Here is a 26,314-nt window from a genome sequence, read left to right on the forward strand (position 1 = left end):
GAGGCCCCGAGATGGTTTGCGCCAGGCTCGAGCCCAGGGCTGCTGGCCGCCCTCGCACGGCCAGACTGCTCTCGAGAAGCATCTCGGTTCCGCCTCCTCGACGCTCCGTCAGAGTGAGGACGACGACCAGATCGGCGTGGCCGAGTCCGCGTGACTCATGTCCGCTGGAGCTGATCTCGGCACGGTGATGCGCCGTGTCCCGCACGGTCATGCTCCCCTCGGCCACGCCACCTGTGCGACGAGCAGCGCGCCGAGCAGGAAGAGCCCCAAGAGCGCGGCGCCGAGCACCAGTCCTTGCACGATCCCTCTGCTGGTCTGCCCGTCGCGCTCTCAGGCTCTGCCCACGTGCAGGGGCTCAGAGACCCAGGCGTTGGTCACGGTCCCGATGACCAAGGTCACGGCGACAGCCCACCGACGGCGCGTCACCGCCTGCACGCTCTCGCGATGGTCACGAGGGACAGGGGTCAGCAGGGCGGCCGAGACAAAGGCCCGCACGTCGTCGAGTGGATCGATCATGTGCAGCCCCACGTCGCGAAGACCGTCTGATCTCCGGGTCGAGCTCACACCTTGTGCGTCCCGTCGCACCACGGCAACCGGCCCGAGTTCCCACATCTGCACACCGCCACGACGGGTCGGCTCACCGCGTGGGCGGTGCCGTGCGCGTCGACGATCTCCTGCGCCCCGCGCACCAGGACCGGCCCGCCCGGGCAGGGCAGGATGTCCACATGAGCGCCGCAGTCCTCCGCTCGCACATCGCCGGCACGCGTGATCTCCACCCCGTCAGTCACGCCGCGCCCACCGCCGGCTGGAGCAACGCAGAGCGCGAGTCACGCCAGGCACCCACCGCGGCCTGAGCGACTCGACCCTCGAGATACAGCCCGCTGAGGAACCCGTAGAGCACCTTCTCCGTGCCGGCGGGGTCAGCGGCGGCCACCGCCGTGCACATCTGCCGGATCGCGATCTGCTCATGAGCGGCATCTGCCTCGACATGCTCACCGAAGTAGCGGTGGGCCTGCGCTGGCAGCTTCAGTCGCCGCGCTCCGGCGACGTACTCCTGGCAGGGCAGGGAGCTCGTGGTCTCGATGAAAGCCAGATGACCGGCCACCGCCCCGACCCATTCGCGTCGCGACGCCCACCACCCGAGCGCGGTGTTGGCGGCCAGCACCTCGCAGGGCCACGCGTCGCAGTAGTCCCCGTACCGATCCGACAGCTCCACCGACCGCATCGCCTCGGCGAAGATCCTCGAGTGCTGATCACTCAACCGGCCGTTGCCGTACTCGTCGAACTGGATCTCCAGCAGCGGCAACTTCGCCTCGTCGGGCAACCGCGGGATCGCGAAGGTGTGCGGGTCGCCCTCCTTGAGCTGATATGCCGACTTCAGGATCAACATCTCGCGCCACTGCTGATGACTCATCTCCCGCCGCGCAAAACTCGCGATGGACGGCGCCTCGGTGAACTCCGCCCGCGGAAGGTCGAACAACGTCCTCACCAGATCGTCCGTGGCTGAGGTCAAGTGCCGCGCCACGACGGGAGCAACCACCCGACTCAGGTCAGACTCCAGAGCATCCTCGAGAGCCAGACGCAAGGCCACGACGTCGGGGTCGACCTCGCACCTGGCGTCCACACCCGCGAAGCCGTGGCAACTCAGCCCCTGCGCCACCCACAGCGCCATCAGGCGGTCGTCGTCCGAGAGGATCCCGCTCCCGCGGACCACCTCGTCCGACGGCTGTGGCGTGGCGCTCGCCGCCTCGGACCACCCCAGCCGCTGCACAAGCCACTGCGACACCGGACCCCGCTGACGGGGCAACCGCGGCGCGGTCGGCGAGACGAGGGAAGCCATACTGACCAACCACTCTCATTGAGGGGACGGTGGATCCACTTGATCCTAGGGGCCCGTCCGCGGCTGGAGCCACCGGCGATGCGTACTCACGAGGACCGAGCACGCAGCGGCCCCCCGGTGCGCAGGTGCGCGGTGGCTCTCAGCCGAAGTAGCGCGCCATCGTCCCGGTGTGGGCGGCCCGCATCTCCTCGACCGGCAGGTCGAGCACGTCCTTGACCCGCAGCCGGTCGCCGTCGGTCGTGCCGAGGCGCGCCAGCGGGACCCCGTGGGCCTCGGCGATGCCGACGACGGCCGCCAGGTCAGCCTCGGAGCGCACCGTGACGACCACCCGGGCGGTGGACTCGGAGTACAGCGCGGTGAAGGCGTCGATGCCGTCGCGCTCGAGGACCGGGGCCAGGTCGATCGAGGCACCGGTGCCACCGGTGAGCGTCGACTCGGCGAGGGCCACGGCCAGACCGCCGTCGGAGAGGTCGTGCGAGCTGGCCAGCAGGCCGCGTCGCACGGCGTCGACGAAGAAGGAGGCGAGCGCCTTCTCGGCCGCGAGGTCCACGCGCGGCGGGGTGCCGCCGAGGTGGCCGTGCAGCGCGTGCGCCCACTCGCCGCCGTCGAGCTCGTCGCGGGTCTCGCCGAGCAGGAGGACGATCTCCCCCTTCGCGGCGAAGCCGGAGCCGACGGACGTCGCGACGTCGTCGATGACGCCGAGCACACCGACGACGGGCGTCGGGTGGACCGCGGTCTCGCCGGTCTGGTTGTAGAAGGAGACGTTGCCGCCGGTCACCGGGATGCCGAGCTCGAGGCAGGCGTCGAAGAGCCCGGCGATGGCCTGCTGGAACTGCCACATGACGCCGGGGTCCTCGGGCGAGCCGAAGTTCAGGCAGTCGGTGACGGCCAGCGGCAGGGCGCCGGAGGTCGCGACATTGCGGTAGGACTCGGCGAGCGCGAGCTGCGCGCCGGCGTAGGGGTCGAGCCGGCCGAAGCGGCCGTTGCAGTCCGTCGAGACCGCGACACCCAGGCCCGACTCCTCGTCGACGCGGACCACGCCGGAGTCGTGCGGCATGGCGCGCTTGGTGTTGCCCAGGACGTAGCGGTCGTACTGGTCGGTGACCCACGACTTGTCGCAGATGTTGGGCGAGGCGAGCAGCGCGAGCAGGTCGGCACCCAGGTCCGCGGGGCGGGGAAGGGAGGAGCTCGCGTCGGCCTGCACCGCGTCGAGCCACTCGGGCCGGGCGATCGGACGCTCGTAGACCGGACCGTCGTGGGCCACGGAGCGCGGCGGCACGTCGACGATCGTCTCGCCGTGCCAGGTGATGACGAGCCGGTCGCCGTCGGTGACCTCACCGAGCACGGCGGCCTCGACGTCCCAGCGGGTGGTGATCTCGAGGAAGGCGTCGAGCTTGTCGGGCGCGACGACGGCCATCATCCGCTCCTGCGACTCCGACATGAGGATCTCCTCCGCGCGGAGGGTGGAGTCGCGCAGCGGCACCTTGTCGAGCTCGATCTGCATGCCGCCGTCGCCGGCGGAGGCCAGCTCGGAGGTCGCGCAGGACAGGCCGGCACCGCCGAGGTCCTGGATGCCCTCGACGACGCCCGCGGCGTAGAGGTCGAGGCAGCACTCGATGAGGACCTTTTCGGCGAAGGGGTCACCGACCTGGACGGCGGGCCGCTTGGCGGGGCCGCCCTCCTCGAAGGTCTCGGACGCCAGGACCGAGACGCCGCCGATGCCGTCGCCGCCGGTCTTGGCGCCGAAGAGCACGATCTTGTTGCCCGTACCGGAGGCATTGGCGAGGTGGAGGTCCTCGTGGCGCAGCGAGCCGACGCACAGCGCGTTGACGAGCGGGTTGCCCTGGTAGCACTCGTCGAAGACGATCTCGCCGCCGATGTTGGGCAGACCGAGGGAGTTGCCGTAGCCGCCGATGCCCTTGACGACGCCGGGCAGGACGCGGGCGGTGTCGGGGTGGTCGATGGCACCGAAGCGAAGGGGGTCCATCACCGCGATCGGGCGGGCGCCCATCGCCATGATGTCGCGGACGATGCCGCCGATGCCGGTCGCCGCGCCCTGATAGGGCTCGACATAGCTCGGGTGGTTGTGCGACTCGACCTTGAAGGTCACCGCCCAGCCCTGGCCGATGTCGATGACACCCGCGTTTTCGCCGATGCCGGCGAGGGTCTTGCCCAGGGGCGTCTCGGAGGGCAGGTCACCGAAGCGCTTGAGGTGGACCTTCGAGGACTTGTAGCTGCAGTGCTCGGACCACATGACCGAGTACATCGCCAGCTCGGCGCTCGTCGGGCGACGGTCGAGGATCTCGCGGATGTGCTCGTACTCGTCGGCCTTGAGGCCGAGCTCGGCCCAGGGCTGCTCCGTGTCGGGGCTGCCCTGCGCGACGGCGACGGTGTCGAGGTTGCTGACGGTCACGCGGACACCACCTGCTCGAGGACGGACGTGAAGAAGGTGCGACCGTCGAGGCTCGGGCCGAAGCCCTCCTCGACGGCGTGCTCGGGGTGCGGCATGAGGCCGACGACGTTGCCCCGCTCGTTGGTGATGCCGGCGATGCCGCGGGAGGAGCCGTTGGGGTTGTCGCCGACGTAGCGGAAGGCGACCTGTCCCTCCCCTTCGAGCCGGTCGAGGGTGGTCTCGTCGGCGACGAACTGGCCGTCCTGGTTCTTCAGCACGATGCTGATCTCCTGGCCGGCCTCGAAGCCGGAGGTCCACGCGGTGCTCGTGCTCTCGACGCGCAGGACCTGGTCACGGCAGAGGAACTTGCGGTGGTCGTTTTGGATCATCGACCCGGGGAGCAGGTGCGACTCGGTAAGGATCTGGAAGCCGTTGCAGATCCCGAGGACCGGCATGCCGCCCTTCGCCGCAGTGATGACCTCCGTCATGACCGGGGCGAAGCGGGCAATGGCGCCGGCGCGCAGGTAGTCGCCGTAGGAAAATCCGCCGGGGACGACGACCGCGTCGACGCCGTGGAGGTCCGCGTCTCCGTGCCACAGGGCGACGGCCTCGCCGCCGCAGAGGGTGACGGCGCGGCGGGCGTCGGCGTCGTCGAGGCTGCCGGGGAAGGTGATGACGCCGATCTTCACGCGCCGGCCCCGGTGATCGGCGCCTGCTCCGGCTCGTCGCTCGTCAGCTCGTGGACGCTCACGACGTCCTCGATGACGGGGTTGGACAGGAGGGTCTCTGCGGCCTCGCGGGCCTGCGCGAGGTGCGCGTCGGTGACGTCGCCGTCGACGGACAGCACGAAGCGCTTGCCCTGCCGCACGTCGGTGAACTGGTCGATCCCCAGCCGGGGCAGCGCCCCGCGGACCGCCTGGCCCTGGGGGTCGAGGATCTCGGGCTTGAGCATGACGTCGACGACGATGCGTCCCACAGGGTGTCTCCTGGTGCGAAGGGGGTGGTCCGCTCGCGAGTCTAGTTGGCCCGGACACCTCGCTCCCCTGCGGTGCTATCCCCGGCAGGATGGAGCCATGAGCAGCCGCTACGCCGACCTCGTCCGCCTCCTGCTCCGGCATGCCCGGGGAGACCTGCTGGCCGGGGCGCAGGTGGACGGGCTCGGCGGTGGCGACGACCTGCCCGAGGGGTCGGACGCACGGGCGCGGGCCTTCGCCGAGGACCTCGAGTCGATGGGGCCGACGTACATCAAGCTGGGCCAGCTGCTTTCGACACGCTTCGACATGCTGCCCGCGGCCTACACCGACGCGCTCACCCGCCTGCAGGACACGGTCGAGCCCTTCCCCGTCGCGCAGGTGCACGAGATCGTCGAGGAGGAGCTCGGAGCGCGGATCAAGGACGTCTTCGCCTTCTTCGACGAGGAGCCGCTCGCGGCGGCCTCGCTCGGGCAGGTGCACCGGGCGACGACCCGCTCCGGGCGCGACGTCGTCGTCAAGGTGCAGCGCCCCGACGTGCGCGAGACGGTCCGGGGCGACATGGACGTCCTGGACACCGTGACCGGATTGGTCGACAAGCACACGAGCGTCGGCAGCTCCTACGGCCTCAACCAGCTGCTCCACCAGTTCCGCCGGTCCCTCATCGACGAGCTGGACTACCGGCGCGAGGCGCGCAACCTGCTGCGCTTCATCGACCTGACCGGCGGTCACGACCGACTCGTCGTTCCCGAGCCGCTGCTGCAGCTGACGACGACCCGGGTGCTGACGATGGACTACATCGAGGGCCGCAAGGTCACGGACCTGGGGCCGCTCGCCCTCCTCGACCTCGACGCGCGGCCGATCGTCGAACAGCTCTTCCACTGCTATCTGCAGATGATCCTCGACGACGGCGTCCTCCACGCCGACCCGCACCCCGGCAACCTGCTCGTCACCGACGACGGACGGCTCGCCCTGCTCGACCTCGGGATGGTCGCGACCGTCCCGCAGCGGGTGCAGGCGCACGTCACCAAGCTGCTGCTGGCGATCCACGACGGCGACGGCGAGGAGGCGGCGGTCGTGCTCGGCGACATGGGCCACGCCCTCGACGACTACGACGCCGCCGGATTCCGCGACGACGTCGCCCACCTCGTGAGCGAGGCGGTGACCACGGGGTCCGACCTCGAGGCAGGCCGGCTGCTCGTCGAGCTCTCGCGTGTCTCCGGGGTGCACGGGCTGCGCCCGCCGGCCGAGATGGCGATGATCGGCAAGGCCCTGCTCAACCTCGACCAGACGACCTCGCACCTGGACCCGGACTTCTCACCCGCCGACGCGATCCGGGACAACGTCTCTGACATCTTCGCCTCGTCGCTGAAGGTCTCCCCCGGCGGTGTGCTCGCGGCAGCGATCGAGGCCAAGGAGTTCACCGCGCTCCTGCCCAAGCGGGCAAACCGGATCCTTGACGCGCTCGCCCGCGGCGAGATGCGCGTGCACGTCGACGCGATCGACGAGCAGCGACTCCACCTCGTCCTGCAGCGCATCGCCAACCGGCTGACGCTGGGGATCATCATCGCGGCCACGATCATCGGCGCGGCGATGATGATGCGGGTCGAGACCGAGTCGACGGTCCTCGGGTTCCCCGTGATCGCGATGCTCTTCTTCACCATCGCGGTGCTCGCGGCGATCCTGCTCGGGGTCCACATCGTGCTCACCGACCGCAAGGTGGCCCAGCAGCACCCCGAGCCGCAGGAGCGCTAGCCCCACCGCCTCGCCAGCTCACGTACGACCGTCAGGTTGCGGTTGGTCCACACGCCCATCGCCCGGTCGTGCGCGGCGGGCAGCTTCACCTGGTGGTAGCGGTCCTTGCCGTCGAGCACGAGGTGGACGGCCCGGCCGCGGACGAGCGTGGCCTCCCCTTCGCCCTCGTGCGTGAGCAGCTCGACGGCCTCCGCCGATGGCTCCTCCCGCATGAAAGTCACGTAGTGCGCCGCCACGTCGAAGGGCGCCCGCCCGGCCACCTCCTCCGCGTCCGCGACGACGGCCACCAGCTCGGCCGGCGCGAGCACCACGGTCGGCACCTCGAAGCCCCGGTCGGCGAGGAAGGCCTTCTCCAACGTCGACTCCACCGCCGAGGTCGACCGCTGCCGGCTCGTCAGCCGGACGTTGCCGGTGTTGAGGTGCACGGCGACGTCGCACGCGCCGGTCTCCTCGACGACCCGCTGCAGGTCAGCCTTGGGGAACGTGCGCTTGGCGCCGAGGTTGATCGCGCGGAGGAAGGCGACGTAGGTGGCCATCAGCTGAAGCGCTCGCGCAGCTCTCGCTTGAGGATCTTGCCGCTCGGGTTCTTCGGCAGGGCCTCGAGGATCTCGACCCGCTTGGGCCGCTTGTAGCTCGCGAGCACCTGCGTGCAGTGGTCCTGGACCGACTCGGCGGTCAGCCCCGACCCCTGCTTGGCGACGACCGTCGCGGTGACGGCCTCGACCCACTTCGGGTCGGGCACGGCGAAGACCGCCACCTCGGCGACGTCGGGGTGGGCGTAGATCGCCTCCTCGACCTCGCGGGAGGCGACGTTTTCACCACCGGTCTTGATCATGTCCTTCTTGCGGTCGACGATCGTGATCCTCCCTTCGTCGTCCGCGATGCCGAGGTCGCCGGAGTGGAACCACCCTCCGGCGAAGGCCTCGGCCGTCTTCTCCTCGTTGCGCCAGTAGCCCGCCGCGATGTGCGGGCTGCGGTGCACGACCTCGCCGATCTCACCGACGGGCACCTCGTGGCCGGCGTCGTCGACGAGCCGGGTCTCGACCATGAGCACCGGCCGCCCCGCGGAGCCGGCGTGCGACAGCTGCTCGTGCGGCGGCAGGATCGTCGCGACGGGGGCGAGCTCGGTCTGGCCGTAGAAGTTCCACAGGTGGACGTCGGGCAGCCGCTCCCGGATCTCCTTGAGCACCTCGACGGGCATGGGTGAGGCGCCGTAGTAGCCCTTGCGCAGGCTGCTCAGGTCGGTCGTGTCGAAGTCGGCGTGCCGCAGCAGCGAGATCCACACCGTCGGCGGGGCAAAGTACTTCGTCACCCCGTGCTCGGCGATCTTCGCCAGCACCGTCGCCGGGTCGGGCGCGGGCAGGATGATGCTCGTCGCCCCGAGCATGATGTCCGGCCCGAGGAAGCAGTCGAGCTGCGCGCAGTGGTAGAGCGGCAGGGTGTGCAGGTCGACGTCGTCGCCGGTCATGCCGCCGTCGACGATCGCGCTGAGGTACTCCGCCTGCAGCGCGCGGGAGGTGAGCAGCGCTCCCTTCGGCCGGGACTCGGTGCCGGAGGTGTACATCAGGCGGATCGGGTCGTCGTCGGCGACGAGCGGCGGCTGCCAGCCGGTCGCGTCGGTGGCGACGAGGTCGGCGAAGGGGGTCCACCCGCCACGTGCGTCGCCGGTCACCACGCGGGTGCCGATCTCGAGCCCGCTGGCGTCGCTCGCCGCGTCGGCGGTGGCGACGAACTCCGGCTGGGTCAGCATGGCGACCGGCTCGCTGTTGCCGAGGATGAAGCCGACCTCGTCGGCGGTGAGCATGAAGTTGATCGGCACGAGGATCGCGCCGAGCCGCGCTGCCGCCCAGGCGATCGCGGCGAAGTCTGCGCTGTTGCGGCTGAGCAGGGCGACGCGGTCGCCCTTCGTCACGCCGCGCTCGGCGAGGCCCGCGGCCACGGAGGTGACGATCGCGTCGAGCTCGCGGTAGGTCCAGCGGACGTCACCGTCGATGATCGCGACCTTGTCCCGGTGGCGAGCAGCGCTGCGGCGCAACACCTCCCCGAGACCGTTGGCACGGGCGATGGCCATCTCCGTCGTCATCGACATGACGGCAGTCTGCCCACCGGAGGGGGTGAGCACCACCCCCGACCCGCTCAGACGGAGAAGGTCTGCCCGGTGAGCCGCTCGTAGGCCTCGACGTACTTGGCCCGGGTCTGCGCGACGACGTCCTCCGGGAGGGCAGGGGGCGCCTCGCCCGAGCTCTTGTCCCAGCCGCTCGCCGGCGAGGTCAGCCAGTCACGGACGTACTGCTTGTCGTAGCTCGGCTGCTGCCGGCCCGGCTCCCACTGGTCGGCGGGCCAGAAGCGGGAGGAGTCGGGGGTGAGCACCTCGTCGGCGAGGACGATCTCGTCGCCGCGCATGCCGAACTCGACCTTGGTGTCGGCGAGGATGATGCCGCGATCGGTGGCGATCTCGTTGCCGCGCTGCAGGATTCGCACGGTGAGGTCACGCACCCGCGAGGCGAGGTCCTCGCCGATCTCGGCCACGACGCCGGAGTACGGGATCGGCTCGTCGTGCTCGCCGACGGGTGCCTTGGTCGACGGGGTGAAGATCGGCTCCGGCAGGGGCGAGCCGTCGACGAGGCCGGCCGGCAGCTCGATGCCGCTCACGGCGCCGGTCGCCCGGTACTCCCCCAGCCCGCCCCCGGTGAGGTAGGCGCGGGCGACGCACTCGACGGGCAGCATCTCGAGTCGCTCGACGAGCACCGCGCGGCCGGCGACGGCCGCGGGGACGTCGGTCGAGACGACGTGGTGCGGGACGAGGTCGGCGAGCTGGTCGAACCACCACAGCGACATCTGGGTCAAGACCGCCCCCTTGTCGGGGATCGGGGTGTCGAGCACGAAGTCGTAGGCCGACATCCGGTCGCTCGCGACGAGCAGCAGCTGGTCCTGGCGCGGCTGGCCGTCGGTCCCGACCGGCGCGTACAGGTCGCGCACCTTGCCGGAGTAGACGTGGGCGTAGCCGGGCAGCTCGAGGGGGGCGTCGCTCGTCATGGGGTCATCTTGGCAGCGGCCCGGCTCAGCCGCGGCGGCGGGCCAGCCGGCGGGCGCCGGCCGCGCCGAGCCCGGCGGCCAGGAGCACGGCCCCGAGCGGGAGGAGGACGATCTCGTTGGCGATGCTGTACAGCGGGCTCTGGAGCGTGACCGGCCCCTCCCGCCCCAGCCTGGCGACGAGGCTCGCGCCCGACCGAGTGGTGACGTAGAGGCCGACGGCGAGGGTCGCCAGGCCGGCCACGGTCGTGCCCGACGACGACCACACGGTGAGCGCCGCCCACAGCGCGGCCGCGACGAGCAGCGCGACGACCCCGGCGACGAGCTCGCCCCAGCCGCGCTCGAAGCTGACCCGGTAGGCCAGCGCCGACCGGGCGACGAGCAGCGCCCCACCGACCGTCAGGAGCCACGGCAGCACCGCGGCGAAGGGCGTGACCACCCACGCGACGAGGCGGCCGCCACCCCCTTCGGTCCGGTCCTCGGCGCGCTGCGCGGCCGTCGTGGCGGTCGTGGTCTCCGGCTCCCCAGTCATGCGGACATGCTCCCACCAGCGGGCCCGCCGAAGGGGGCTCACGTCCCGCCCCGCAGCCCCTGCGGCCACCGCCGGGAAGCGCAGCGTCGGAACGCTCACCCCGGCACGCGCCGCGGTCTCGCCAATGGTCAGCAGCTCGCGCGTCCATGCCCTCGAGCTAGCGACTTGACCTCAAGCGCACGTGAGGTCAGAGCCTGTCGGCATGAGGACGACACCGCCGTGCCAGGTCGAGCCCGAGTTGTGGTTCTCCGAGGGGCTCGAGGAGGCCAAGAGCAGGTGCCGGGGCTGCCCCCGCAAGGACGTCGCCGCCTCAGGCGTGGATCTCGCCGCGGGAGGCGCGCAGGGCGATGTCGGTGCGGTGGTGCCCGCCCTCGAGCTCGACGAGGTCGACGGCCGCGTAGGCCCGCGCCCGCGCCTGCTCGAGGTCCTCGCCGAGCGCGACGACCGAGAGCACACGACCACCCGACGAGACGAGCCGGCCGTCGTCGGCCCAGGTCGTGCCCGCGTGCAGCACGTGCACGCTCTCGGCGAGGTCACCGGCCGCGATCTCCTCGAGGCCACCGATCTCAACGCCGGTGCGCGGCGCCGCCGGGTAGCCCTCGGCTGCGACGACGACCGTCACGCTGGCCTGCGGGCTCCACCGCAGCGGGTCGTGCTCGTCGAGACGACCGTCGGCCGCCGCCGCGAGCAGCACCGCCAGCGGCGACTCGAGCCGCGCGAGCACCGACTGGGTCTCCGGGTCGCCGAAGCGCACGTTGAACTCGATGACCCGCGGCCCCCGCGAGGTCAGCGCCAGGCCGACGTACAGCACCCCGACGAAGGGAGTCCCCCGCCGCGCCATCTCGTCGACGACCGGCTGGGCGACGCGGGCGACGACGTCGTCGACGAGCCCCTCCGGGGCCCACCCGAGCGGGCTGTACGCGCCCATCCCGCCGGTGTTGGGACCCTCGTCGCCGTCGAAGATCCGCTTGAAGTCCTGCGCCAGGTCGAGCGGCACGACGGTCGAGCCGTCGCAGATGCAAAAGAGGCTGGCCTCGGGGCCGTCGAGGTACTCCTCGATGACGACGCGGGCGTCGTCCCCCTTCGCCAGGCAGGCCAGTCCGTGCTCCATGGCCGCGGCGCGGTCCTCGGTGACGACGACCCCCTTGCCGGCCGCCAGTCCGTCGTCCTTGACGACGAAGGGGGCCCCGAAGGCGTCGAGCGCCGCGGCCAGCTGCTCCTCGCTCGTGCACACGTGCGCCATCGCGGTCGGCACCTCGGCGGCGGCCATGACCTCCTTGGCGTAGGCCTTGCTGCCCTCGAGGCGAGCGGCCTCGGCACCCGGGCCGAAGCAGCGGATACCGGCCTCCCGCAGTGCGTCGGCGACACCAGCGACGAGCGGCGCCTCCGGGCCGACGACGACGAGGTCGACCTCGTGCTGCTCGGCGAGGGCGACGACCGAGGCCGGATCGGTCGCGTCGACCGGCACGTTGAGCGCCAGCGCGTCGGTGCCGGGGTTGCCCGGGGCGGCGATGACCGCGGCCACGGTGGGGTCGAGGGTGAGTGCGCGGACGAGAGCGTGCTCGCGGGCGCCGGATCCGATGACGAGAACCTTCACGGGGGTGAGCCTACGGCCCGGAGGACGGAGAAGGGGCGCAGCTCTCGGCAGGCAGGGGGTATCTGCCGTGAGCTGCGCCCCCGGGGTCGCGGGTCCAGACATCAGGGGGGACACCGACCGCGCGACCGTCGACCGAAGCCGACGGGTTGATACTGACACTTCGTTGAGGGTGAAATCAAGACAGGCGAAAAAACTTCCGCGCCCGGCCGACCAGAGGTCGCGAGAGCACCCCCGCGAGGACCTAGACTGGATCCTTCCGCCGATCTGGAGGGGAGCAGGACGACACGTGACCGACACCCACGTCGACGCCGTGGCTGCGGAGATCGCCATCGAGCAGCAGCACCTGGACCGCGTCCACACCGAGCTGGCCAAGGCCGGCCAGCGAGCCGACCTCGTCGCTGTCGACGGCCTGTCCCGCGGCCGTACCGACCGCACCGGCGACGTCCGTGACGAGGAGATGTCCGGGCTCTTCGAGCGGGACGCCCTCGTCTACAACGCCGCCCGTCGCATGGCCCACCTCGAGCACCAGCACGAGGGCCTCGTCTTCGGCCGACTCGACCTCGAGCACGCCTCCGGCGCGGGCACCGAGCGGGAGATCCGCTACATCGGTCGCCTCGGCGTCCGCGACGACGACTACGAGCCGCTCGTCATCGACTGGCGCGCCCCCGCGGCCTCGCCCTTCTACCGGGCGACCCCCGTCGACAACCACGGCGTCATCCGCCGGCGCGTGCTGCGCTGCCGCGGCGAGCAGGTCATCGGCGTCGAGGACGACCTCATGGTGCCCGAGGCCCCCGACGACCTCGTGGTCGTCGGCGACGGTGCGCTCCTCGCCGCCCTGACCCGCACCCGCGGCCAGCAGATGCGCGACATCGTCGCCACGATCCAGACCCACCAGGACGAGGCGATCCGGGCGAGCGACCGCGGCATCACCGAGATCAGCGGCGGCCCCGGCACCGGCAAGACGGTCGTCGCGCTGCACCGCGCGGCCTACCTCCTCTACGCCAACCGACGCCGCTACGAGTCCGGGGGCATCCTCGTCATCGGCCCCTCCTCGGCCTACACCGCCTACATCGAGCGGGTCCTGCCTTCGCTCGGCGAGGACTCGGTGACCCTGCGCTCGCTCGGCGACGTCGTCGACGTCATCACCGCCGTGCGGCAGGAGGCTCCCGAGGTCGCCGCGATCAAGGGCTCGCTGCAGATGCGCACGGTGCTCAAGCGACTGGCCGCGCGCGCGGTGCCCGGCGCCCCCACGAGCCTGCGCGTCATGGTCGGTGGCCTGCCCGTCCACCTCGACGAGCGGGCCCTCACCGACATCCGGCGCCGCGCGCTGCGCGACCGCACCCGCAACCAGGCGACCAAGCACGTCCGCGAGCTGCTCGCCGAGGCTGCCTGGCGGCAGGTGCGCGAAGGGGACCGCGACGAGTTCCTCGACGCCTTCGACGAGTCGCTCGCCGTCGACGACTTCGTCGCCCGGTGGTGGCCCCAGGTCGACCCCCGCGAGGCCCTCCTCTGGCTCGCCGACACCGAGCTGGCCTACGAGGTCTGCCGGTCGGTGCTCAGCCAGGGCGACGCCGCCGCGCTCGCCCACGCCGCCCGCGAGACCCTCGAGCTCGGCACGTGGAGCGTCTCCGACGTCGCGCTCGTCGACGACCTGTCGGTGCGGCTGGGGCAGGTCGAGCAGCCCGAGGCGGAGGAGCGCTCCTTCTACGAGATCGAGGAGCTCGACGGCGTCGAGGAGCTGCGCGCCATGGGCTCGGCGATCCGCGCCCCCGAGATGGCCCACTCCCTCACCCCGACGACGGCCCGCGAGCGGCTGCTCACCGGCACCGTCGGGCGCCCGGGCGAGTACGCGCACGTCCTCGTCGACGAGGCCCAGGACCTCTCACCGATGCAGTGGCGGATGATCGGCCGGCGCGGCCGCCGCGCCTCGTGGACCGTCGTCGGCGACGTCGCGCAGGCCTCGTGGCCCGACATCGCCGAGGCCGAGCGGGCCCGCGACGAGGCCTACGGCACCCAGCCCCGGCAGTCCTTCCACATGACGACCAACTATCGCAACGCGCAGGAGATCTTCGACTACGCGCGCGAGGTCATCCTCCCGGTCGTGCCCGACGCCGACATCCCCGATGCGGTCCGCGAGACGGGGGTCCGGCCCGTCGAGGTGACCTTCGGCGACGCCATCGACACCTCGCGCCCCGACGTCGGCGCCGTCGCGGCACAGGCCCTCGACGCCCTCGCCGCCGAGGTCGACGGGTCGATCGCGGTCATCACGCCGCAGCGTCACGCAGCAGCCGTGCTGCCGCTCGACGGCACGCACGACGGGCGGGTCATCGTCATCGACCCGCTGTCGACCAAGGGCCTGGAGTGGGACGCGACGCTCGTCGTCGACCCCGACGCGATCGTCCAGGAGTCCCCGGGCGGCGCCCGCGTGCTCTACGTCGTGCTCACCCGCGCGGCCCACCGGATGTCGGTGCTGCGCCCGACCGACTGAGGAGCCGCGGGCGAGGTCAGGGCTGCTCGTCGTGGAGCCATCGCAGCGCGCCCGTGAGGGCCCGGCCTCGCGGTCGACCCCACCAGCGGGCGTCCTGCAGCGCCGCGCGCGCCGCGAGGTGGCCGCAGCCGCCGTGCACACCGCCGCCGGGGTGGGTCGCCGCGCTGCCGAGGTAGAGCCCGCCGACGTGGGTGCGCGGCCCACCGAGACCGGTGACGGGTCGCCACAGCGCCTGCTGGAAGAGCTGCTGCGTGCCGCCGCCCACCGCACCCCCGACGAGGTTGGCATCGGCCCCCTCGAGATCGCCCGGGGTCTGCACCCACCGCCCGACCTCGTGCTGCGACCACCCCGGGGCGAGCGACTCGAGCAGCCGCTCGCAGCCCTCGACGGTCGCGGCCACCGCCGCGGCAGCGGCGGGCCGGTGCCGCGGCAGGTGCGTGTAGAGCCACAGCGCCTCGGTGCCCTCCGGCGAGCGCGAGGGGTCGATCGTGCTCATCTGCCCGACGAGGGCGAAGGGAGCCCCCGGCACCTCTCCCGCCTCGAGCTCCGCCGACCAGCGGATGAGGCCGGGCACGTCGTGGCCGACGTGGAGCACCCCGGCGCCCCGCGCCTGCGGCGCGGTCCAAGGCACCGGCGCGTCGAGGCGCAGGTTGAGCTTGAGCGTCGGCAGGTCCCAGGCGAAGCGCGCCAGTCGTCGGCGCAGCCCGGCCGGGACGTCGGCCGGGTCGAGCAGGTCCTCGTAGAGGCGCTGCGCGCTCGTGTCGGCCACGACCGCACGACGCACCCGCACGCGCCGCCCGTCGGACAGCTCCACACCGTGCACGCGCCCACCGGCCACGACGACCCGCCCGGCGCCGACCCCCGTCTCGACCCGGGCACCAGCCGCCTCGGCCCGGAGCCGGAGCGCGCGGGCCAGCTGCCGGGTCCCTCCCCGCGGTGAGGGGAAGCCGACGTCCTGGCACAGCATCGTCATGAGCCAGCCGTAGAGGCCGCTGCCCGGTGCCGTGGGTGGGATGTCGGCGTGCATGGCATTGCCGGCGAGCAGCTGCGCGGCGCCGGCGCCCCCGAAGTGCTCCCGTGCCAGCTGGTGCACCGGCAGCAGCGCCATGCGGGCGAGATCCGGCGCCTCACGCAGCCCGATCCGGGCGACGAGGCGGGCGGCGTCGGCGACCGGGGGCCAGCGGGTGAGCAGGGCGCGGATCAGTGGCTCGCGCACCCGCTGCCACTGCTCGACCATCTCCAGCCAGGCGGCCCCGTCGCCCGGGTGCCCTCGGTCGAGGTCGGCGGCGGTGTCGAGCGGGTCGGCGTGCAGCGCGATGCCGTCACGGTCCCGGCCGGCGAGGTGCGCCAGCGGCCTCGGTGCGTGCGCCCACTCCAGCCCGTGGTGCTCCAGACCGAGGTCGCGCAGGACCGGTGAGGCGAGGGCCAGCGGGTGGCAGGCGCTGAACTCGTCCTCGACCCAGTCCCCGTCGACACGGCTGGCGACGGCCCCACCGACCTCGTCGCGCTCCTCGACGACGAGCACGTCCCAGCCCGCATCGGCGAGCAGGGCGGCGGTCACGAGGCCGTGGTGACCGGCGCCCACGACGACGGCGTCGACGGTCTGCATGCGGCCCCCTTCGTCCTATCCGGTCAGCCCGATCATGCCAGCGGGTCCGGCACGACCCCCGCAGTGCCCGTCAAGACGGCGCCGGGGCGCCTCCTCAGGGACCTCTCTCCGGGGGTCGCGTCGTGGAGTGTCGGTCAGCCGCTCTTGCGGCGGAACATCTGCTGGGTCGCGCTGGTCTCGGCGCGGTGTGCGTCCTCGACCTTGCCGTGCGCCCCGTGGGGCGAGACATCCGCTCCGCCGTGCGTCTGCTTCCGCTCCAGCGCCTCCCGGAACTTCGCCTTCACGTCCTCAGGAGCGCTCTCGTGCTTGCTCATGGGGCCTCCCTTCGTCGCCGGCCGTGACCGCGTGCGCGGCCCCGTCCCACCACCATGGTCCAGATGTCGGCCGCTGGCAACGGCTTTTTGGGACCGAGCGTCAGGCGTCGAGCAGCGAGTGGCCCCGCGTGCCCTGAGGAGCGAGGCCGTCCACGGCCGAGCGTCTCGAAGGGCAGGAACCGGCGGGTCAGGCGTCGAGCAGCGGGTGCCGCTGGATGATCTCCTCGCGGCCGGGGCCGACCCCGATCGCCGAGACGCGCGCACCGACGAGCTCCTCGACCCGCAGGACGTAGGCCTGGGCGTTGGCCGGCAGCTCCTCGAAGGTGCGGCACGCGGAGATGTCCTCCCACCAGCCGTCGAGGTACTCGTAGATCGGCGTCGCGTGGTGGACGTCGGACTGGTTGACCGGCATCTCCTCGACGCGCTCGCCGTCGATCTCGTAGGCGACGCAGATCGGCACCCGCTCGAGGCCGGTGAGCACGTCGAGCTTGGTGACGACGAAGTCGGTGACGCCGTTGATCCGCGTCGCGTAGCGGCCGACGACCGCGTCGAGCCAGCCGGTGCGGCGCGGCCGACCCGTCGTCGTGCCGTACTCGTGGCCGGTCTTGCGCAGGAACTCGCCGTCGTCGTCGAAGAGCTCGGTCGGGAAGGGTCCCTCGCCGACCCTCGTCGAGTAGGCCTTGAGGATCGCGATGACCCGGCTGACCCGGGTCGGCGGGATGCCCGAGCCGGTGCACGCCCCGCCGGCGGTCGCCGACGACGAGGTGACGAAGGGGTAGGTGCCGTGGTCGACGTCGAGCAGGGTCGCCTGACCGGCCTCGAGCAGGACGTTCTTGCCCTCGTCGAGCGCCTTCTCCAGCTCGAGGCTCGTGTCGACGACCATCGGGCGCAGCCGGTCGGCGTAGGAGAGCAGCTCGGCGACGACGGCGTCGACGTCGGCCGCGCGGGTGTTGTAGATCTTGGCGAGCACCTGGTTCTTGAAGTCGAGGGCCGCCTCGACCTTCTGCCGCAGGATCCCCTCGTCGAAGATGTCCTGCACGCGGATGCCGACACGGTTCATCTTGTCCGCGTAGGTCGGGCCGATGCCACGACCGGTCGTGCCGATCTTGCGCTTGCCGAGGAAGCGCTCGGTCACCTTGTCGAGCGTCCGGTTGTACGGCGCGATGAGGTGCGCGTTGGCACTGATGAGCAGCTTGGAGGTGTCGACGCCACGGGCGTCGAGGCCGTCGAGCTCCTGGAAGAGCACCTCGAGGTCGATGACGACGCCGTTGCCGATGACCGGCACGACGCTCGGCGTGAGGATGCCGGAGGGGAGCAGGTGGAGGGCGTACTTCTCCCCCTCGATGACGACCGTGTGGCCCGCGTTGTTGCCACCGTTGAACTTCACGACGTAGTCGACGTCGTTGCCCATCAGGTCGGTGGCCTTGCCCTTGCCCTCGTCGCCCCACTGGGCTCCGATCAGCACGATCGCCGGCATCGGGTCCTCCTCGCCCGCCGTGCGGCGGGTGTCGACAGCACGTCAGCCGCGGGGTCTCCCGCGGCTGCTCACGGGGTCAGTCTACTAAGGCGTGCTCTCGAGCCGGCCGTCGCGCTCCAGCGCGGCCCCCAGCTGGAAGCGGGTCCCGACGCCGTACTGGTCCATGAGGGCGGCGACCCGACGGCGCACCGTGCGCAGCCCCACGTGCAGCGTGCGGGCGATCATCTCGTCCTTGGCGCCGAGCGCGAGCATCCGGATCAGGGCGTCGTCGCTGCTGCGTTCGGGCACCTCGATCTCCGGCGAGAGGCTCCACATGAGGTCGAACCACGCTCCGAAGCAGGCGACGAGGCCGGGATTGCGGATGACGGTGTACGGGCTCGTCGGGTCGCCCCAGACCGACAGGGTGATGACGGCCTCGTCGCCGAGGACGATGAACTCGGTGCCGACGAGGTCGGAGACCCGCTGCTGCTGCCCTGCGCCGCGCTTGGCGGCCAGCTCGGATCGGGCCAGCTCCGTGGTCAGGCACGAGGGGTGGATGAGGACCCGCTGCTGCTGCCCCTCGACCGCGCGCGAGCGCTCGTGACGGCCGTTCACCTCCTCTCGCCCCGCACCGACCGCCAGATCGAGGATGACGTTGTCCGTCCGGTCGACGCTGCCCGCGATACGGTCGATCATCGGCGCCGCCATCTCCTGCGTCAGCACCTGGACGCCGGGGTCCTCGCCGAGGTTGATGTTGTGCATCCGCGCCCGCAGGGTCATCAGGGCGTCGCCGATGTCGATGAGCTTTTCGCGGCCCTGCTCGATGCGGATGGTGTCCTCGGCGAGATGGCGCTCCAGGCGCAGCAGCGGCTCGTCCTCGGGGACGGAGGGTGGCGACATGATTGGCATGTTACTGCCAGTGGCCTCCCCATGCCGTCTTCTGGCGACGTCGTGGGGCACAATGGCTCTGCGCAGGGGCGCTGCCAGGGATCAGGGGACCGACGGCAGCGCCCCGCGCCTCGCTTGATCCGGACACGGGACACCGGACCCCACGAAGGGCGTCACGACCACGGTCGTGACGCCCTTCGTGCGTTGTGTTGGGGTGAGGGTCAGCCGAGCAGGGCCCGCGCCGCCTCGAGGGAGGAGTCGGTGAGGAAGGTGCGGCAGCGCGCCTCCTCCTCGGTCTCACCGATCTCGCCGGCCGCCTGCGACAGGGCCGCGAGCGCCCGCAGGAAGCCGCGGTTGGGCACGTGCGCCCACGGCACCGGGCCCTGGCCCTTCCACCCGGAGCGACGCAGCGCGTCCAGACCACGGTGGTAGCCGGTACGGGCGTAGGCGTAGGCCTCGATGGAGCGGCCGCCGTCGAGGGCGGCCTCGGCGAGCACCGCCCACGGCAGGGAGGACGAAGGCAGGTCCGCCGCCACCTTCGCCGCGTCCTCACCCGCCTCGATCCGCGCGGTCGCCGGGTCCTCGGGCAGCTTCGTCTCGGGGATGCCGAGCAGGTTGTCCACCATCAGGCCTTCACCGACGTCCCGGCCGAGCGGAGGTTTTCGCAGGCCTCGACGATGCGGGCGGCCATGGAGGCCTCGGCCTCCTTGCCCCACGCGCGGGGGTCGTACATCTTCTTGTTGCCGACCTCTCCGTCGATCTTCAGCACGCCCGAGTAGTTCTCGAGCATGAAGCCGGCGACCGGGCGCGTGAAGGCGTACTGGGTGTCGGTGTCGACGTTCATCTTCACGACGCCGAAGTCGACGGCGTCGCTGATCTCCTGGGCCGTCGAGCCCGAGCCACCGTGGAAGACGAGGTCGAGCGGGCGCTCGCCGTGGTCCGTGCCGTACTTCGCGACGATCGCGTCCTGGCACTGCTTGAGGATCTCGGGGCGCAGCTTGACGTTGCCCGGCTTGTAGACGCCGTGGACGTTGCCGAAGGTCAGGGCCGTCATGTAGCGGCCCTTCTCACCGAGGCCGAGCGCCTCGACGGTGGCGAGCGCGTCCTCGGGGGTCGTGTAGAGCTGGTCGTTGATCTCATTGGCGACACCGTCCTCCTCGCCACCGACGACGCCGATCTCGACCTCGAGGATGATGTCGGCGGCCGCGCTCAGCTCGAGCAGCTCCTGCGCGATGGTGAGGTTCTCGTCGAGCGGGACGGCCGAGCCGTCCCACATGTGCGACTGGAAGATCGGCAGGCCGGTGGCGTCCCGGCGCTCCTTGCTCGCGGCGAGCAGCGGCCGGACGAAGCCGTCGAGCTTGTCCTTGGGGCAGTGGTCGGTGTGCAGGGCGATGTTGACGTCGTAGTTCTTCGCCACCTCCTGCGCGTAGGCGGCGAGCGCGAGCGAGCCGGTCACCATGTCCTTGATCGTCGGGCCGGAGAGGTACTCGGCGCCGCCGGTGGAGACCTGGACGATGCCGTCGCTGCCGGCCTCGGCGAACCCGCGGATCGCAGCGTTGAGCGTCTGGCTGGAGGTGACGTTGATCGCCGGGTAGGCGAAGGACCCGGCCTTCGCGCGGTCGAGCATGTCGCGATAGACGTCGGGAGTGGCGATGGGCATGGCGTGGAGCCTCCTGGCGCGGTGATCGGTGGTCTTGGCGCCGATCCTCGCAGATCACCCCCCGCCCGACCACGCACCCTTTGCTAGGTTCGGTCGCGCGACCGGGGGGGACGCGCCCCTCGCCACGTCACGACGAAGGGGAACCACGTGCACTTCCGTACCCGACGCCGCCTCGGGGCCGCTGCCGCCACCGCCGCCGTCCTCCTGACCGCCGCCTGCGGTTCCGGCTCCTCCGGGGAGGAGTCCTCGACCTCCCCTTCGTCGTCGTCGGGCGCGGCCACCTCCTCCGGGGACGGCGGCGAGGCCACCGGATCCAACACGATCGTCGTGGACGGCACGACGATCGAGGCCCCCTGGAAGCCCGCCTGCCAGCGCAGCGACGACGGCACCAAGGGCGCGATCGACCTGCTCGACATGCCGAGCCTGGAGGAGGTCGAGGAGTCGGGCGAGATCGACAGCACCATCGTCGGCGCCGACTTCGACCTCGACGGCGACGAGGCGACGCTCACGGGCTTCCGGGTGACCAACGGCTTCCAGGAGGACCTCATCGCCGACCGCTTCGGGGACCTCGTCGGCAACCAGGACGACATGACGATCACCTACTCGGACAAGGCCGTCCGCGTCGAGGGCACCGCCCAGGGCGAGGTCGACGGCACAAAGCGCGAGGACATCCCCTTCGTCATGGACGTCGGGTGCACCACCTGGATGGGGCTGACCAATGAGGGCGACGTCGCCCCGCCGAGCTGATCGCGGACGGGTCCTTCCTCAGGGCGCGAGCCGGCTCATCGGCGGGCGCCCGGGGAGCGTCGGGAGTCCTGCCAGGCGATGATCCGCTCGAGCGCCTCGGCGATGGCCTCGGGACCGGCCGCCAGTGACAGGCGCACGCAGTGCGATCCCTCGACCGGGTCGAAATCGCCGCCGGGTGTCACCGCGACCCCGGTCGCCTCGAGCAGCGCCGACGCGTACTCCCGGGCGTCGGCGAAGCCCGCGAGCTGGTCACCCAGGTCGGCCCAGTAGTAGAAGGCACCGTCGGCCGGCGCCGCTGCGCCCCAACCGAGCTCGGGCACCCGCTCGAGCAGCAGCTCGCGTGCCCGGCCGAAGTCGACGAGCGCCGCCTCGCACTGCCGGTAGGACTCCTCGGAGAAGGCCGCCACCGCCGCCTCCTGCGCCGCCGCCGGCGGGCAGAGCGCGATGTTGCCGGCGAGCGCGTCGACCGCCGCCCGCAGGTCCTGCGGCACGAGGAGCCAGCCGAGACGCCACCCGGTCATGCCCCAGTACTTGCTGAAGGAGGAGACGACGATCGCGTGCTCGTCCACCTCGCGCGCGCAGACCCCCTTCGCGTCGGGACCCTCGCCGTAGGTGACGCCGTGGTAGATCTCGTCGCTCACCAGGCGCACGCCGTGGGCGGAGCACCACGCGGCGATCGCGGTGAGCTCGCCGCGGTCGAGCATCGTCCCCGTCGGGTTGGCCGGCGAGGCGAGGACGAGCCCCGCCAGGGGTGAGCGGGCGTGCTCGACCTCGAGCTGGGCGACGGTCGGCTGGTAGCGCTCGGCGGGACCGGTCGCGATGTCGACGACCTCGCAGCCCAGGCCCGCGAGGATGTTGCGGTAGGCCGGGTAGCCGGGCCTGGCGAGCGCGACGCGGTCGCCGTGGTCGAAGGCCGCGAGGAAGGCCAGGACGAAGCCGCCCGAGCTGCCCGTCGTCACCGCGACCTCGGTCGGGTCGACGTCGAGGCCGTACCAGCGGCGGTAGTGGCCGGCGATCGCCGCGCGCAGCGCCGCGGTACCGAGCGCGGGGGTGTAGCCCAGCGGCCTCCCTTCGGCATGGATCGCGGCCGCCGCCGCCTGGACCGGCCCGGGCGCGCCCTGGCTCGGCTCCCCCGCGCACAGCGAGATGACCTCGCGACCCTCGGCGCGCATGCGGGCGACCGTGGCGAGGACGTCCATGACCTCGAAGGGAGCGACCGCGGACCGGGAGGAGGGGGCGAAGGGAGAGGTCATGTGGTCATGGTCGCACTGTGATACAGGCCACGTGCGGGTGTACTGTCGCCCGGCCACACCTTCCAGAGAGGACCCCCGTGTCGGAGACGACCTACCAGCTCATCGCCACCGGCGTGTACTTCGCGGCGATGCTCGCCATCGGCTACTACGCGTACACCCGCACCCGCAACATCGACGGGTACATGCTCGCCGAGCGTGGTCTCCACCCGGCTGTCGCCGCCCTGTCGGCCAATGCCGCCGACATGTCCGGCTGGCTGCTCATGGGCCTACCCGGAGCGATCTACGCCTCCGGCCTCATCGAGAGCTGGATCGCCATCGGTCTGACGATCGGCGCCTGGCTCAACTGGAAGTTCGTCGCCCCACGGCTGCGCGCCTACACCGAGATCGCCGGCGACTCGATCACGATCCCGAGCTACTTCGGCCGTCGGCTGCGCGACCGGACCAACGTCCTGCGCGTCGTCGCCGCGCTCGTCATCCTCGCCTTCTTCACCTTCTACGTCTCCTCCGGCATGGTCGCCGCCGGCAAGTTCTTCGAGAGCTCCTTCGGCTGGACCTACCTGCACGGCGTGCTGCTCGTCGCGGCGATCACCCTCGTCTACACGCTCTTCGGCGGCTTCCTCGGGGCGACGCTCACCGATGTCGCGCAGGGCCTGCTGATGTTTGCTGCCCTCGTCGCCGTGCCGATCGTCGCCGTCTTCAAGGTCGGCTCGCCGGGCGAGATCGCCGACGGGGCCCGCGCCGTGAACCCCGATGTCTTCAACCTCTTCGCCGGCGACGACGGTGCCGGCCTGCTCGCGCTGAGCATCTTCTCCACGGCCGCGTGGGGCCTGGGCTACTTCGGCCAGCCGCACATCATCGTGCGCTTCATGGCGCTGCGCACCCCCGCCGACGCCCACTACGGCCGCATCGTCAGCACGACGTGGATGATCATCACCGCGCTCGGCGCGATCACGACCGCCCTCATCGGCATCGCGTACTTCAACGGCCCCGACCCGGCCAAGCAGATCGACGACCCGGAGACGGTCTTCCTGCTCCTGTCGCAGATCTTCTTCCACCCGCTCGTCGCGGGCTTCGTCCTCGCGGCCGTGCTCGCCGCGATCATGTCGACGATGTCGAGCCAGCTCGTCGTGTGCTCCTCCGCGCTCGTCGAGGACCTCGTCAACCTCACCGGCCGCAAGGCCTCGGACAAGGCGCTGCTCGTCTACGGCCGCATCGGCGTCCTCGTCGTCGCGCTCGTCGGGCTCGTCCTCGCGCTCGACCCCGACTCGGCGATCCTCGAGCTCGTCGCCTTCGCCTGGGCCGGCTTCGGTGCCGCCTTCGGCCCGATCGTCCTGCTGTCGCTCTACTGGCGCCGCCTGACCGCCCACGGCGCGCTCGCCGGCATGATCGTCGGTGCCGTCACGGTCTTCGTCTGGGGCAACATCGACAGCCTGAGCGACCGGATGTACGAGATCCTCCCGGGCTTCCTGCTCAACCTGCTCGTCGCCGTCGTCGTCTCGCTGGCCCAGCGGACCGACGAGCCGGGCATCGGCGAGGAGTTCGACCGGATGGAGCGCGACCTCGCGCGCGATCGGGGCGACATCGACCTGACGGCCGCCCCGTAGCCGGGCCCGGCCCCTCGAGACGGTCGCTGCGCGACCTCCTCGGGGAGCGTGGGCCCGGGGTGAGTATCGGGTCCCGGGGACCTGAGTACTCGCGCGGATCCCCCCTTCGTCGCGGGTCGGGAGTCTGGTCGGCATGGACACGACGACGATCTCCCGCCTCGCGGCGGCCACGCCCGACACCCGCAACCGGGTGGTCGACCTCTACCGTGCCGTCGCCATCGGCGTCGTCGTGCTCGGTCACTGGCTCATGGCGGCCGTGGTCGTGCGCGACGGCGAGCTGGCGATGGCCAACACGCTCGACCTCGTACCGCCCCTCCAGGGCCTCACCTGGGTGCTGCAGGTCATGCCGCTCTTCTTCCTCGTCGGCGGGTACGCCAATGCGACGTCGTGGCGCTCCGCGCGGGCGAAGGGGGACACCTGGGCGACGTGGCAGCGCGCCCGACTGCGCCGGCTGATGACGCCGGTGCTACCGCTGCTCATCGCCTGGCTGGCCATCTGCTCGGTCGGGGTCGCCGCCGGCGTCTCCCCCGACCTGCTGCGCACCGCGAGCCAGTCGGCGCTCGTGCCGACGTGGTTCCTCGCCGCCTACGTCCTCGTCGTCGCCGTGGCACCGGTGACGCTGGCGCTCTGGGAGCGGTACGGCTGGTGGAGCTTCGTCGGCGGCATGGCCGTCGCCGCGGTCGTCGACCTCGTCTCGATCTCGACCGGCTCGATCCTCGTCGGCTTCCTCAACTACCTCTTCGTGTGGGCGAGCGTCCACCAGCTCGGCTACGCCTGGCGTGACGGCGCCCTCGACGGCGCCCGCCGCCGGCTCGCTCTGTCGGCCCTCGGCCTCGCCGCCGTCTCAGCGCTCGTGTGGGTCGGCCCCTACCCGGTCGGCATGGTCGGCACCGGGCAGCCGGTGGAAAACTCCTACCCGGCCCGCGTGACGCTCCTCTTCCTCGGGATGTTCCAGATCGGGCTGGCGCTGCTCGCCGAGCGCCGACTCCAGGCCTGGCTGCAGCGACCGGCCGCGTGGCGGGCGACGATCGCCGTCAACGCCCGGATCATGACGCTCTACCTCTGGCACATGACGGCGATGCTCGGCCTCGTCGGCCTGTCGCTCGCCCTCGGCGGGCGCGGCCTGCACCTCGAGCCGGCCACCGGCGCCTGGTGGGCCACCCGACCGGTGTGGTTCGCGGTCTGCGGCGTCGTCACCGTCGCCCTCATCGCGGTCTTCGGCCGGCTCGAGGACCCGAGCGTCGACCTGCGGCCCGCCCCCCGCGTGTGGCGCCCCCTCGTCGCGACGGTCGCGGTCTGCGGCGGCCTGGCCGTCATGGCGAAGTCGGGCATCGTCTCCGCCGACGGCGTGCACTGGGTCTGGCCGGTGCTGCCGGTCGCGGCCCTGCTCCTGCTGCGGATGGTGCCGCTGCGCTCGCTCGCGCCGCGGGCCTGACCCCGGTGCCCCGCGGCGACCTCAGGGAGTCGTGGGGCGCTGGCCGAAGGTGTGCCGCCGCACCCAGGCGTGCATGGCGATGGCTGCCGCGGCGCCGGCGTTCATCGATCGGGTCGAGCCGAACTGGCTGATCTCGAGCACGACGTCGCAGGCGGCGAGCATCTCCGGGGAGATGCCGGGGCCCTCCTGCCCGAGGACGAGGACGCAGTCGCGGGGCAGGTCGTGGGTCTCGATCGGGACCGAGCCCGGCACGTTGTCGATGCCGACGACGCGAAGGGGGGTCCCACCTTCGCCCGCCGTCGCCGCCCACTGCGCGAAGGCCGCGACGTCGGGGTGGTGGTGCTCCACCTGGTAGCGGTCGGTCACCATCGCCCCTCGCCTGTTCCACCGCCGCCTGCCGACGATGTGGAAGGCCGCGGCGCCCAGGGCATTGGCCGTGCGCACGACGGAGCCGATGTTGAAGTCGTGCTCCCAGTTCTCGATCGCGACGTGGAAGGCGTGCCGCCGCGTCGCCAGGTCGGCGGTGATCGCCTCGTGCGACCAGTACCGGTAGCGGTCCTCGACATTGCGCCGGTCGCCCTCACCCAGCAGCTCGGGGTCGAGCCGCGGGTCCTGCGGCCACGCGCCCTCCCACGGCCCCACGCCGTGGCTCACAGCCGGCGCGAAGGGAGCGCCCGTAGCCTTGTGTCGATCATCCGGGGTGCTCACGGGCCCCCACCGTAGACGTCACCGCCTCGGAA

Annotated in this window: 23 protein-coding genes; 5 read left to right on the plus strand and 18 right to left on the minus strand. The window is 71.9% G+C overall.

The annotated features are described in order from the left end of the window. Window positions 1-560: 560 nt before the first annotated feature. The 5 genes from CWN80_RS11485 to purS all read right to left on the minus strand — a co-directional run bounded on the left by CWN80_RS11485 (window position 561) and on the right by purS (window position 5,208). Window positions 561-788, minus strand: coding sequence for a CDGSH iron-sulfur domain-containing protein (locus tag CWN80_RS11485; protein ID WP_007926888.1), 228 nt, complete (start codon window positions 786-788; stop codon window positions 561-563). Then, window positions 785-1,840 (minus strand): iron-containing redox enzyme family protein, encoded by a 1,056-nt coding sequence (locus CWN80_RS11490; RefSeq protein ID WP_007926883.1) that lies wholly within the window; start codon window positions 1,838-1,840, stop codon window positions 785-787. Before CWN80_RS11490 ends, CWN80_RS11485 begins: the two co-directional genes overlap by 4 nt. A gap of 139 nt (window positions 1,841-1,979) precedes the next feature. Then, the gene (gene purL / locus CWN80_RS11495; RefSeq protein WP_007926881.1) at window positions 1,980-4,253 is read right to left on the minus strand and encodes a phosphoribosylformylglycinamidine synthase subunit PurL; all 2,274 of its coding nucleotides are present in this window, start codon (window positions 4,251-4,253) and stop codon (window positions 1,980-1,982) included. Beyond that, entirely contained in the window at window positions 4,250-4,921 is a 672-nt protein-coding gene (gene purQ, locus CWN80_RS11500) for a phosphoribosylformylglycinamidine synthase subunit PurQ (protein WP_007926879.1), read from the minus strand. Before purQ ends, purL begins: the two co-directional genes overlap by 4 nt. After that, entirely contained in the window at window positions 4,918-5,208 is a 291-nt protein-coding gene (gene purS / locus CWN80_RS11505) for a phosphoribosylformylglycinamidine synthase subunit PurS (protein WP_007926877.1), read from the minus strand. The genes purQ and purS overlap by 4 nt, the downstream gene beginning before the upstream one ends. 97 nt (window positions 5,209-5,305) lie before the next feature. On the opposite strand from purS, the gene CWN80_RS11510 reads away from it, so the two are divergent. Continuing rightward, the gene (locus tag CWN80_RS11510) at window positions 5,306-6,958 is read left to right on the plus strand and encodes an ABC1 kinase family protein (RefSeq protein WP_007926875.1); all 1,653 of its coding nucleotides are present in this window, start codon (window positions 5,306-5,308) and stop codon (window positions 6,956-6,958) included. Here the strand turns inward: CWN80_RS11510 and CWN80_RS11515 are convergent. The 5 genes from CWN80_RS11515 to purD all read right to left on the minus strand — a co-directional run bounded on the left by CWN80_RS11515 (window position 6,955) and on the right by purD (window position 12,120). Continuing rightward, window positions 6,955-7,494: a DUF1697 domain-containing protein gene (locus tag CWN80_RS11515; protein ID WP_007926873.1), complete on the minus strand. Its 540-nt coding sequence runs from the start codon at window positions 7,492-7,494 to the stop codon at window positions 6,955-6,957. The two genes, CWN80_RS11510 and CWN80_RS11515, sit on opposite strands and share 4 nt — an antisense overlap. Continuing rightward, the gene (locus tag CWN80_RS11520) at window positions 7,494-9,047 is read right to left on the minus strand and encodes a fatty acyl-CoA synthetase (RefSeq protein WP_040881118.1); all 1,554 of its coding nucleotides are present in this window, start codon (window positions 9,045-9,047) and stop codon (window positions 7,494-7,496) included. Before CWN80_RS11520 ends, CWN80_RS11515 begins: the two co-directional genes overlap by 1 nt. Before the next feature lie 47 nt (window positions 9,048-9,094). Next, window positions 9,095-9,994 (minus strand): phosphoribosylaminoimidazolesuccinocarboxamide synthase, encoded by a 900-nt coding sequence (locus CWN80_RS11525; RefSeq protein WP_128277309.1) that lies wholly within the window; start codon window positions 9,992-9,994, stop codon window positions 9,095-9,097. Window positions 9,995-10,019: 25 nt separating this feature from the next. Next, on the minus strand, window positions 10,020-10,523 hold the full coding sequence (locus CWN80_RS11530) for a hypothetical protein (RefSeq protein ID WP_007926867.1): 504 nt from the start codon (window positions 10,521-10,523) through the stop codon (window positions 10,020-10,022). Between the two features lie 310 nt (window positions 10,524-10,833). Continuing rightward, window positions 10,834-12,120 (minus strand): phosphoribosylamine--glycine ligase, encoded by a 1,287-nt coding sequence (gene purD, locus CWN80_RS11535; protein ID WP_007926865.1) that lies wholly within the window; start codon window positions 12,118-12,120, stop codon window positions 10,834-10,836. 286 nt (window positions 12,121-12,406) lie between these two features. Between purD and CWN80_RS11540 the strand changes: the two genes are divergently transcribed. Next, the gene (locus CWN80_RS11540; RefSeq protein ID WP_238148210.1) at window positions 12,407-14,608 is read left to right on the plus strand and encodes a HelD family protein; all 2,202 of its coding nucleotides are present in this window, start codon (window positions 12,407-12,409) and stop codon (window positions 14,606-14,608) included. Between the two features lie 16 nt (window positions 14,609-14,624). Here the strand turns inward: CWN80_RS11540 and CWN80_RS11545 are convergent, their stop codons facing one another. The 6 genes from CWN80_RS11545 to fbaA all read right to left on the minus strand — a co-directional run bounded on the left by CWN80_RS11545 (window position 14,625) and on the right by fbaA (window position 20,535). Then, complete coding sequence (locus CWN80_RS11545) at window positions 14,625-16,217, minus strand: phytoene desaturase family protein (RefSeq protein WP_128277311.1); 1,593 nt, start codon at window positions 16,215-16,217, stop codon at window positions 14,625-14,627. Between the two features lie 134 nt (window positions 16,218-16,351). Next, window positions 16,352-16,531: a DUF5302 domain-containing protein gene (locus CWN80_RS11550; RefSeq protein WP_007926862.1), complete on the minus strand. Its 180-nt coding sequence runs from the start codon at window positions 16,529-16,531 to the stop codon at window positions 16,352-16,354. A gap of 187 nt (window positions 16,532-16,718) precedes the next feature. Next, window positions 16,719-18,008: an adenylosuccinate synthase gene (locus CWN80_RS11555; RefSeq protein WP_007926861.1), complete on the minus strand. Its 1,290-nt coding sequence runs from the start codon at window positions 18,006-18,008 to the stop codon at window positions 16,719-16,721. Window positions 18,009-18,092: 84 nt separating this feature from the next. Then, a complete protein-coding gene (locus CWN80_RS11560) occupies window positions 18,093-18,887 on the minus strand; it encodes a helix-turn-helix domain-containing protein (protein ID WP_007926860.1) in 795 nt (264 codons plus the stop codon). A 209-nt stretch (window positions 18,888-19,096) separates the two neighbouring features. Further along, window positions 19,097-19,501 (minus strand): DUF3151 domain-containing protein, encoded by a 405-nt coding sequence (locus tag CWN80_RS11565; protein ID WP_007926859.1) that lies wholly within the window; start codon window positions 19,499-19,501, stop codon window positions 19,097-19,099. After that, the gene (gene fbaA, locus CWN80_RS11570; protein WP_007926858.1) at window positions 19,501-20,535 is read right to left on the minus strand and encodes a class II fructose-bisphosphate aldolase; all 1,035 of its coding nucleotides are present in this window, start codon (window positions 20,533-20,535) and stop codon (window positions 19,501-19,503) included. The genes CWN80_RS11565 and fbaA overlap by 1 nt, the downstream gene beginning before the upstream one ends. Window positions 20,536-20,682: 147 nt before the next feature. Here fbaA and CWN80_RS11575 point away from each other — a divergent pair, with 147 nt between their 5' ends. Continuing rightward, window positions 20,683-21,282 (plus strand): lipoprotein LpqH, encoded by a 600-nt coding sequence (locus CWN80_RS11575; protein WP_007926856.1) that lies wholly within the window; start codon window positions 20,683-20,685, stop codon window positions 21,280-21,282. A gap of 35 nt (window positions 21,283-21,317) precedes the next feature. Here the strand turns inward: CWN80_RS11575 and CWN80_RS11580 are convergent, their stop codons facing one another. Beyond that, the gene (locus CWN80_RS11580; RefSeq protein WP_007926854.1) at window positions 21,318-22,535 is read right to left on the minus strand and encodes a pyridoxal phosphate-dependent aminotransferase; all 1,218 of its coding nucleotides are present in this window, start codon (window positions 22,533-22,535) and stop codon (window positions 21,318-21,320) included. 77 nt (window positions 22,536-22,612) lie between these two features. Between CWN80_RS11580 and putP the strand changes: the two genes are divergently transcribed. Together putP and CWN80_RS11590 are read left to right on the plus strand one after the other, a co-directional pair. Continuing rightward, entirely contained in the window at window positions 22,613-24,139 is a 1,527-nt protein-coding gene (putP, locus tag CWN80_RS11585) for a sodium/proline symporter PutP (RefSeq protein ID WP_007926853.1), read from the plus strand. A gap of 133 nt (window positions 24,140-24,272) precedes the next feature. Continuing rightward, a complete protein-coding gene (locus CWN80_RS11590) occupies window positions 24,273-25,574 on the plus strand; it encodes an acyltransferase family protein (protein WP_007926852.1) in 1,302 nt (433 codons plus the stop codon). 21 nt (window positions 25,575-25,595) lie between these two features. Here the strand turns inward: CWN80_RS11590 and CWN80_RS11595 are convergent, their stop codons facing one another. Then, window positions 25,596-26,282, minus strand: coding sequence for a TrmH family RNA methyltransferase (locus CWN80_RS11595; protein ID WP_051987936.1), 687 nt, complete (start codon window positions 26,280-26,282; stop codon window positions 25,596-25,598). Window positions 26,283-26,314: the final 32 nt, after the last annotated feature.

Source organism: Janibacter hoylei PVAS-1 (assembly GCF_004025845.1).
GTDB lineage: Bacteria > Actinomycetota > Actinomycetes > Actinomycetales > Dermatophilaceae > Janibacter > Janibacter hoylei.